Source organism: Aliidiomarina sp. (assembly GCF_022565475.1).
Classification (GTDB): Bacteria; Pseudomonadota; Gammaproteobacteria; order Enterobacterales; family Alteromonadaceae; genus Aliidiomarina.
Genome location: NZ_JAIUMR010000012.1, coordinates 67,112 through 74,629, shown reverse-complemented (window position 1 = coordinate 74,629; position 7,518 = coordinate 67,112). Strand labels below are relative to the sequence as shown.

Sequence of the window (7,518 nt, the reverse complement as noted above, 5' to 3'; positions counted from 1 at the left end):
CGTCGTTCACGTTAACGGTGGATGCGCAAAATGGCGATGCACCGGTGGTCAGTACGGTTGCGTTTGATAGTTTGGTGCATTTGCCGACCGAGCCAACTCGCGATTGGTATAATTTCGTCGGTTGGAACAGTGCCGCAGATGGCGCTGGTAGCAGCTATGATGCAGACTTTACGATGCCAGCGACGGACTTGACGTTGTATGCACAGTGGCAAATTCAAACCTTCTCGGTTCGCTTCTTGGATTGGGATGGTTCGGAGTTAGTCACTCGCACAGTGGATGCAGGAAGTGCGGCAGCTGCACCGACGTCACCGTCACGCATGGGCTATACGTTTGTGGGTTGGGACGTGGCGTTTGATGAAGTCTACTCTTCATTTGATGTGACGGCGCAGTACAACATCAACACTTTCACAGTTCGCTTCTTGGATTGGGATGGCTCGGTGTTGTCGACGCAGACGGTGGATTGGAATACCGCAGCAACGGCTCCGGCGTCGCCGACACGTGATGGCCACACCTTCACGAGTTGGGATGTTGGTTTTGCGGCTGTGACTTCGAATTTAGATGTTACTGCACAGTACGACATCAACACTTTCACCGTGCGGTTCTTGGATTGGGATGACAGTGTTATCGCAACTGAAACTGTGAATTGGAACGAAGGAGCCACGGCGCCGGCAGATCCAGAGCGAGACGGTTATACCTTTACGGGTTGGAGCGTTGCGTTTGATGTGATTACTGCGAACCTTGATGTCACTGCACAGTACAACATCAACACCTTCACCGTCCGGTTCTTGGATTGGGATGACAGCGTCATTGCAACCGAAACCGTGAACTGGAACGAAGGAGCCACGGCTCCGGCAGATCCGACGCGTGAGCTATATGAGTTCATCGGATGGGATCGTGCGTTTGATGCAGTGACAAGCGACTTGGACATCACAGCGCAGTATGAGCGCAATGCCTTTGTCGTGACGGCAACCGTGATAACGGTGGATGGCTTTGGCGTAGTGACGCCGATGGTGCAGCAAGTGCCACGCGGAGGAACAGCGACGTTTGAAGCGTGGACCAGTATGCGCTATCGAATCCGTTCCGTACAAAGCGACTGTGGTGTGACGTTCGAGCGCAGCGGCCGGACGTTCCAGTTCGACGATATCCGTCAAGACTGCGAAGTTGTCTTTGAATATCGTAAAGTGCGCAGTTCAATTATTCGTCTGTTAAAAGCCCATGGATCGGTGATACAGCAGCAAGACGACGAAATGCCAGAGAACTTCTAAACGTTCGCAACGAAAAAACCCGCCGCGTGCGGGTTTTTTATTCCCCGCAAAAACAACGAGATAGAATTCTGGCTCGGAGCCGGAATTCGATTGACTACTGGCTCGGAGCCGGAATTCGCGGCACGCATGGCGGAAGGGAGAATGATAGGTTTGATGAATTGCGGCTCCGAGCGGAATGCTCGAATGCTCTACAAGTTGCGATCCAAGGTGGAATAGGCAGCGAACATATCCAAACATTAACGTTTATTTACACTTGCTAACTCGAATCATGGTCAACAAAATGTTAAGCTCGGCATTAGAAAATGAGTCACAATGGCAAAAATGCACCAAAATGGTGCATTAACGCGCAAGACGGAATTTATGCAGAGCTCGATGCACAATCACGAAAACGAACGAATCGCATTTGTCGGCAATGAAGACACTACCCTAATCGGCTTTCGCGGTGAGCTTATTCGCGATCTCGTCAATCAAGGCCATACCGTTTATGCATTCTGCACGCAATTTAGCGACAACAGTCGTGAAAAAATTGAAGCATTAGGCGCCATTCCGGTGCAGTACAACATGAGTAAGTTCTCGCTGAATCCGCTGCGGGATATGTTCACCTTGTTTCAACTCTATAAGTTTTTCAAACGTCTCGAAATTACAATTACCTATTGTTATTTCGCCAAGCCAGTGATTTACGGCACACTGGCTGCAGCGATGGCTCGAGTACCCAAGCGCATCGCGAAAATCGAAGGGCTCGGACGCGTATTTACCGAAACCCAAGAAGGAACGAGTGTCTCGACCAGCATCTTGCGCTGGGGCATGGTTCGACTTTATAAATTGGCGTTGCCAAAATCCAGCCTGCTTTTGCTTTTAAACAATGAAGACAAATGGGACCTCATCGACCGTCATAACATTTCAGTTCCACGCAGTGAAGTGATCGGCGGCATTGGTGTGTGTCTTGACGCGTACCCAAAATCGCAGGCACCGAAAGGCCCACTGCGGTTTATCTTTGTCGGTCGACTGCTGGCCGAAAAAGGCATTCGTTATTTCCTGCAAGCTGCAGAAGTCATTAAAAAACAGCACCCTGAGGTCGAATTTATCGTTCTCGGAGAGCCGGACGGTAGAGCAGGTCGCGAGAAAGCGGTTAGCCGACCTGAGCTAATGGATTATGTCAGTCGTGGCGTCATTACCTATCCCGGCCGTGTCAACAATGTTGTCGACTGGCTCGCTAGTAGTAGCGTTTTCGTGTTACCCAGCTATTACCGCGAGGGCGTACCGCGCAGCACACAGGAAGCGCTTGCCGTTGGACGGGCTGTGATTACCACGGACATGCCCGGTTGTCGAGAAACGGTAATACACGGTGATAATGGTTTATTAATTCCACCCCATGATCAACTTGCCCTTGTGCGTGCGATTGAACACTTCATTCACAATCCTGAAGACGTCGATATCATGGGTAGTCGCGGCCGCGAGCTGGCAAAACAGAAGTTTGATGTACGTGCCTGCAATGATAAAATCTTGTCACTCATTCACGGTCTACCGAGTGCTCGTGCGCAACAGGCCTATGAATCCGACCAAACTGAAAACAGTAAACTCGACGCGGAAACCTCCGAAACTAAAAGTGAAGTCAAGGACGCCCAGTAGTCATTGAATAGCTCATGGGCATCTTTAATCTCTCTAACTCACTCTATTTCCTGTCAATTAACGTTGCAAAATAGTTGCAAATTCCGCCTTTTCGTATATTTTTTAACTTGAACTTTCTATGAATGAGACAAAACCAGTTCAGATCCTGTCCTGAGTGTCATCCAGTCGTTGCTCTCGCATTAGGTCGCATCGCGAACGATTATTTGGATATCTACTCAAAAGGATACATTGATGAACTTCATCCGCTCGGCTTTTCATAGCGCACAGATAACTCTATTACTTGTTTTTATTTCCCTCTTCACCACGTCAACGCTTGCGAGTCCTAATGAATCCGGCCTCATCCAGCAGGGTACGGCGTTTGAATTAGGAGATGATTTAAATACCTTCAGGGAAGCTACGCAGATGCGCGAGAGTCCCGATGGGCGTTTCGTGTATGTGTTGCAACTTTCGTCGAGTCAGTTATTAGTGTTTGAGCGTGACGCAACGACTGGAGCACTCAGCTATCGTAGTCGCACAGATCTTTCGTACCTCGATTTCGCCAATGAAATGTTGATGTTAGCAGAGGGACGGTTGATTGCATTTCCTGGTTATAGTTTTAATCGAATTGATTTCTATTTTCGAGATGAGGAAACCGGTGCGTTAACGTTTGCAGAAACTAAGCCTTTGGTGTCGGCTCTAAATTGGGGGGCTACAAAAAGCCCGGATGAACGGTTTTTTTACTTTACGCGCCCATTTTCTACAGGGATTAGCGTTTACGAATTTCAAGAAAATCCACTCAGTTTTACTTGGGTGTCTGATCATAGTGGACCAGACATTGGGCTTCCTGGCTTTTTGAACGCACCGCGTAACTTTACACATGTGTCGGCGGACGGCTTGCGATTTTTAATTGCTGGTCGCAACACCCAATCAATCAGCGTGTATGACATCGATGCGGTGACCGGGCAGCTTTCTAATCGAGAAGACTACGCGACTCCCGATGTTAATCCGATAAGCATCATGTTTAGCCCAGATGAGCGCCATTTGTACATCGGCAGCGATGGTTCAGGCACAGGCGAAAGTTCATTACATATCTATGACGTGGATAGCGTAACCGGTACGCTAAATAATTTTCGCACGGTAAATGTGGCGGATGTGAACTTACGTGCCATTAATAGCCTAACGCAAACCCCCGACGGTAAATTTGTTTTTGTAGGCAGCGCATTAACGTCAGCCGATGCTGGCGTCGTTTGGTTTGAGCGCGACCCAACTACTGGGGATCTTACGTTTAAACTCGACATAAAGAATGGTGTCGACGACATTAGCGGAGTGGCACCGATCTGGTCACTAATGGCGTCCGCCGATAACAAAAACTGGTACGCAGCCTCGGGAAACGGAAATATTTCGGGTCTTTCAAGATTCTTTACCTTTCAACTTGGATCCATCGTGCTGGATCTTCCCGAGTCTCATCTGAATTTTATCCCAAATACTCCGGTTCAACTTGCCGAAAACGTATCGATTGACGTTGAAATTCCAGATAACACAGACACAGTTGACGCCGCGCTAGTGCGCATCAGTGGCGGATTTGAACTCGGGGATATGTTGAGCGTGACGGCTGGGTTTGGAGTCTCAGCAGCGTATGACTCGTCCACCGGCGAATTAAGCTTGTCAGGCGCAGCAACAGCTGCCGAGTATGTGGCAGTCTTGCAAACCTTAGCATTAACGGCATTAGGCGATGTGAACGACTCGCGTGAAGTGACGATTGAAGTCAGCTCTACAACGGTGACAAGTAACACAGTAACGGTAACCTTGACACTTCCCGAGTTCACGGTCCGGTTTCTTGATTGGGACGGCACCGTGTTGGCGCAGGAAACTGTTCAGTACGGCAATGGCGCGACAGCACCTGTAGATCCGACACGCGACAATCATGAGTTTGCGGGCTGGGATGTTGGTTTTGCGGTTGTGACGTCTGATTTAGATGTCACCGCGCAGTATGACATCAACACTTTCACGGTGCGGTTCTTGGACTGGGATGGCTCGGTGTTGACAATGCAGACGGTGGATTGGAACACGGCAGCAACGGCTCCGGCAGATCCCACACGTGACGGGTATACTTTCATCGGCTGGAACGTCGCGTTTGATGTGATTACTGCTGATTTGGACGTGAGCGCGCAATACAACATCAACACCTTCACCGTTCGGTTCTTGGACTGGGATGACAGCGTCATTGCAACCGAAACCGTGAACTGGAACGAAGGAGCAACTGCACCGGCAGATCCAGAGCGTGACGGTCATACCTTCATTGGTTGGAGCGTTGCGTTTGATGTGATTACGGCAAACCTCGATGTTACCGCGCAGTATGACATCAACACCTTCACGGTTCGCTTCTTGGATTGGGATGACAGCGTCATTGCAACCGAAAGCGTGAACTGGAACGAAGCCGCAACCGCTCCTACAAATCCGACACGCGAGCTATATGAGTTCATCGGATGGGATCGTGCGTTTGATGCAGTGACGAGCGACTTGGATGTCACAGCGCAGTATGAGCGCAATGCCTTTGTCGTGACGGCAACCGTGTTAACGGTAGACGGCTTTGGCGTAGTGACACCGATGGTGCAGCAAGTGCCACGCGGAGGAACAGCGACGTTTGAAGCGTGGACTAGTCGACGTTACACAATTCGCTCAGTGCAAAGTGATTGTGGCTCAGCGGTTGAGCGCAGCGGCCGGACCTACGAGTTCGACGATATTCGTCAAGACTGCGAAGTTGTCTTCGAATATCGCAAAGTACGAAGCTCTATCGTGACGTTCTTGAAAATGCACGGAGCCGTCATACAAACACAAGACGACGAAATGCCAGAGAACTTCTAAACGTTCGCAACTAAAAAACCCGCCGCGTGCGGGTTTTCTTATTCCTCGCAAAAACAACGAGATAGAATTCTGGCTCGGAGCCGGAATGCGATTGAGTACTGGCTCGGAGCCGGAATGCAACGGAGCCAAAATGCATAAGCGCCGGAACGGTTGCGGTAGGGGATTTGGGCGTTGCGCTGTATTAACCGATCAGGTACGATTAAGAGCTAAAAACAAGTGTCCGAATAAGAAGTAACAAGGTGTTGATAATTTATGCGCAAGGACCTGCCGGAAGTAGCGTTGCAAGCGACTTGTAACGGGCTAATTTATGATTGGAGCTACCAGTTTTTAACTCCAGAAGCTGTCGAAGAATATGCCAACAAACGCTTACCGAAAAATTTCGACGAAGCACGCAAGCAATTACTGAACGGCACCTACCTAAATATCTCTGAAAATCGTGAAGTCAGTCACGTCCTTGCCCGTGGCCGCCATTCAGTCTTAAACGACGGTGATCACTCCAAATTTGCAAAAATCGCGCGCAAACTACGCAGTGGCCAATGGCTGGGTAGCACCGGCAAACCCATCCAGCATGTCGTCAATATTGGCGTTGGTGGCTCGGATCTCGGTCCCCTCATGGCCAGTTTTGCCCTCAAAGAATTCGCGACTGACATCCAGAAACATCACCTCGAAACGCATTTTGTCAGCTCCATGGACGGCGGCCAACTCTACGCGGTGCTACCCGTCGTCGATCCAGAAACCACGGTATTCATTATTACCTCCAAGTCGTTTGGCACCATTGACACCTTTGCCAACGTCGACACGGTAAAAATCTGGGCGCAAGAAGGTCTGCAGAAGCACGAGAAAACGCTGCAAGACTGGATGGAGCATCATGTGATTGGCATTTCCGCCAATACCCAAAAAATGACCGACTACGGCATTCCGCCAGCGCACCAGCTGACGTTCCCTGAATCGATCGGCGGTCGCTTCTCGATGTGGTCGGCGATCGGCCTCGCTATCGCAACGAGCTGTGGCGTGCAGGTCTTCCAGCGAATGCTCGAAGGTGCGCGCATGATGGACGAACATTTTGCGACCCAAAAGCCAAGCGAAAACATCCCGTTATTGATGGCTTTGCTGGGGATATATAATCGCGAAGAGCGACACATCAATAACCTCGCCGTGCTGCCGTATGACGGCCGTTTCCGTCACTTACCCAGTTATTTGCAGCAGCTCGATATGGAAAGTAACGGCAAGCAGTACACCGCCGACGGTCAAGCCCTAAACCAGCCGACAGGGCCGATTATTTGGGGTGGCTTTGGCCCCAATGGCCAGCACGCGTTCTTCCAGCACTTGCACCAAGGCTATGATAGTTTTACCGCAGATTTCGTCGTGGTTCTGCATCGCGACACCAAGCGTTTCAGCGACAACGTGACCAACAGCTTGAAAAGCCAGCAGCATTTATCCGTTGCCAATTGTCTCGCGCATCGTCGCTTGATGGCCGTCGGACAATCGAGTGACAACCCGGCCAATCATTATCCAGGCGGTCACCCGAATAGCCTTTTCGCCCTAAAAGAACTCACACCTGAGAGTTTCGGTGCTATTATTGCAGCGTATGAACATAAGGTTTTCACCCAAGGTGTGGTGTGGGGATTGAACTCATTTGACCAACCGGGCGTCGAACTGGGTAAAGAAATTGCAAAAGACACCTATAAAGCCGTACTCGACAAAAAATTAGGTGAGAATAGCAACGTTTTATTTGACGCATCGACCGATGCCCTGATTCAATGGGTACATGACTAACGTC

Annotated in this window: 4 protein-coding genes; all 4 read left to right on the top strand. The window is 50.0% G+C overall.

Translation table 11 applies throughout. The annotated features are described in order from the left end of the window. On the top strand, positions 1–1,265 hold a 1,265-nt coding region (locus LAT77_RS10725), incomplete at its 5' end, for an InlB B-repeat-containing protein (protein ID WP_290564562.1). A gap of 312 nt (positions 1,266–1,577) precedes the next feature. After that, positions 1,578–2,894: a glycosyltransferase family 4 protein gene (locus LAT77_RS10720; protein ID WP_290564561.1), complete on the top strand. Its 1,317-nt coding sequence runs from the start codon at positions 1,578–1,580 to the stop codon at positions 2,892–2,894. A 231-nt stretch (positions 2,895–3,125) separates the two neighbouring features. Then, complete coding sequence (locus tag LAT77_RS10715; protein WP_290564560.1) at positions 3,126–5,738, top strand: InlB B-repeat-containing protein; 2,613 nt, start codon at positions 3,126–3,128, stop codon at positions 5,736–5,738. 252 nt (positions 5,739–5,990) lie between these two features. Beyond that, on the top strand, positions 5,991–7,514 hold the full coding sequence (gene pgi, locus LAT77_RS10710) for a glucose-6-phosphate isomerase (protein WP_290564559.1): 1,524 nt from the start codon (positions 5,991–5,993) through the stop codon (positions 7,512–7,514). The last annotated feature ends 4 nt before the right edge of the window (positions 7,515–7,518 follow it).

What these genes read in the sequence shown, in the direction of transcription:
- LAT77_RS10720 (WP_290564561.1), top strand. Translation starts at nt 1,578, where the DNA reads ATGGCAAAAATGCACCAAAATGGTGCATTAACGCGCAAGACGGAATTT.
- LAT77_RS10715 (WP_290564560.1), top strand. Translation starts at nt 3,126, where the DNA reads ATGAACTTCATCCGCTCGGCTTTTCATAGCGCACAGATAACTCTATTA.
- pgi (WP_290564559.1), top strand. Translation starts at nt 5,991, where the DNA reads ATGCGCAAGGACCTGCCGGAAGTAGCGTTGCAAGCGACTTGTAACGGG.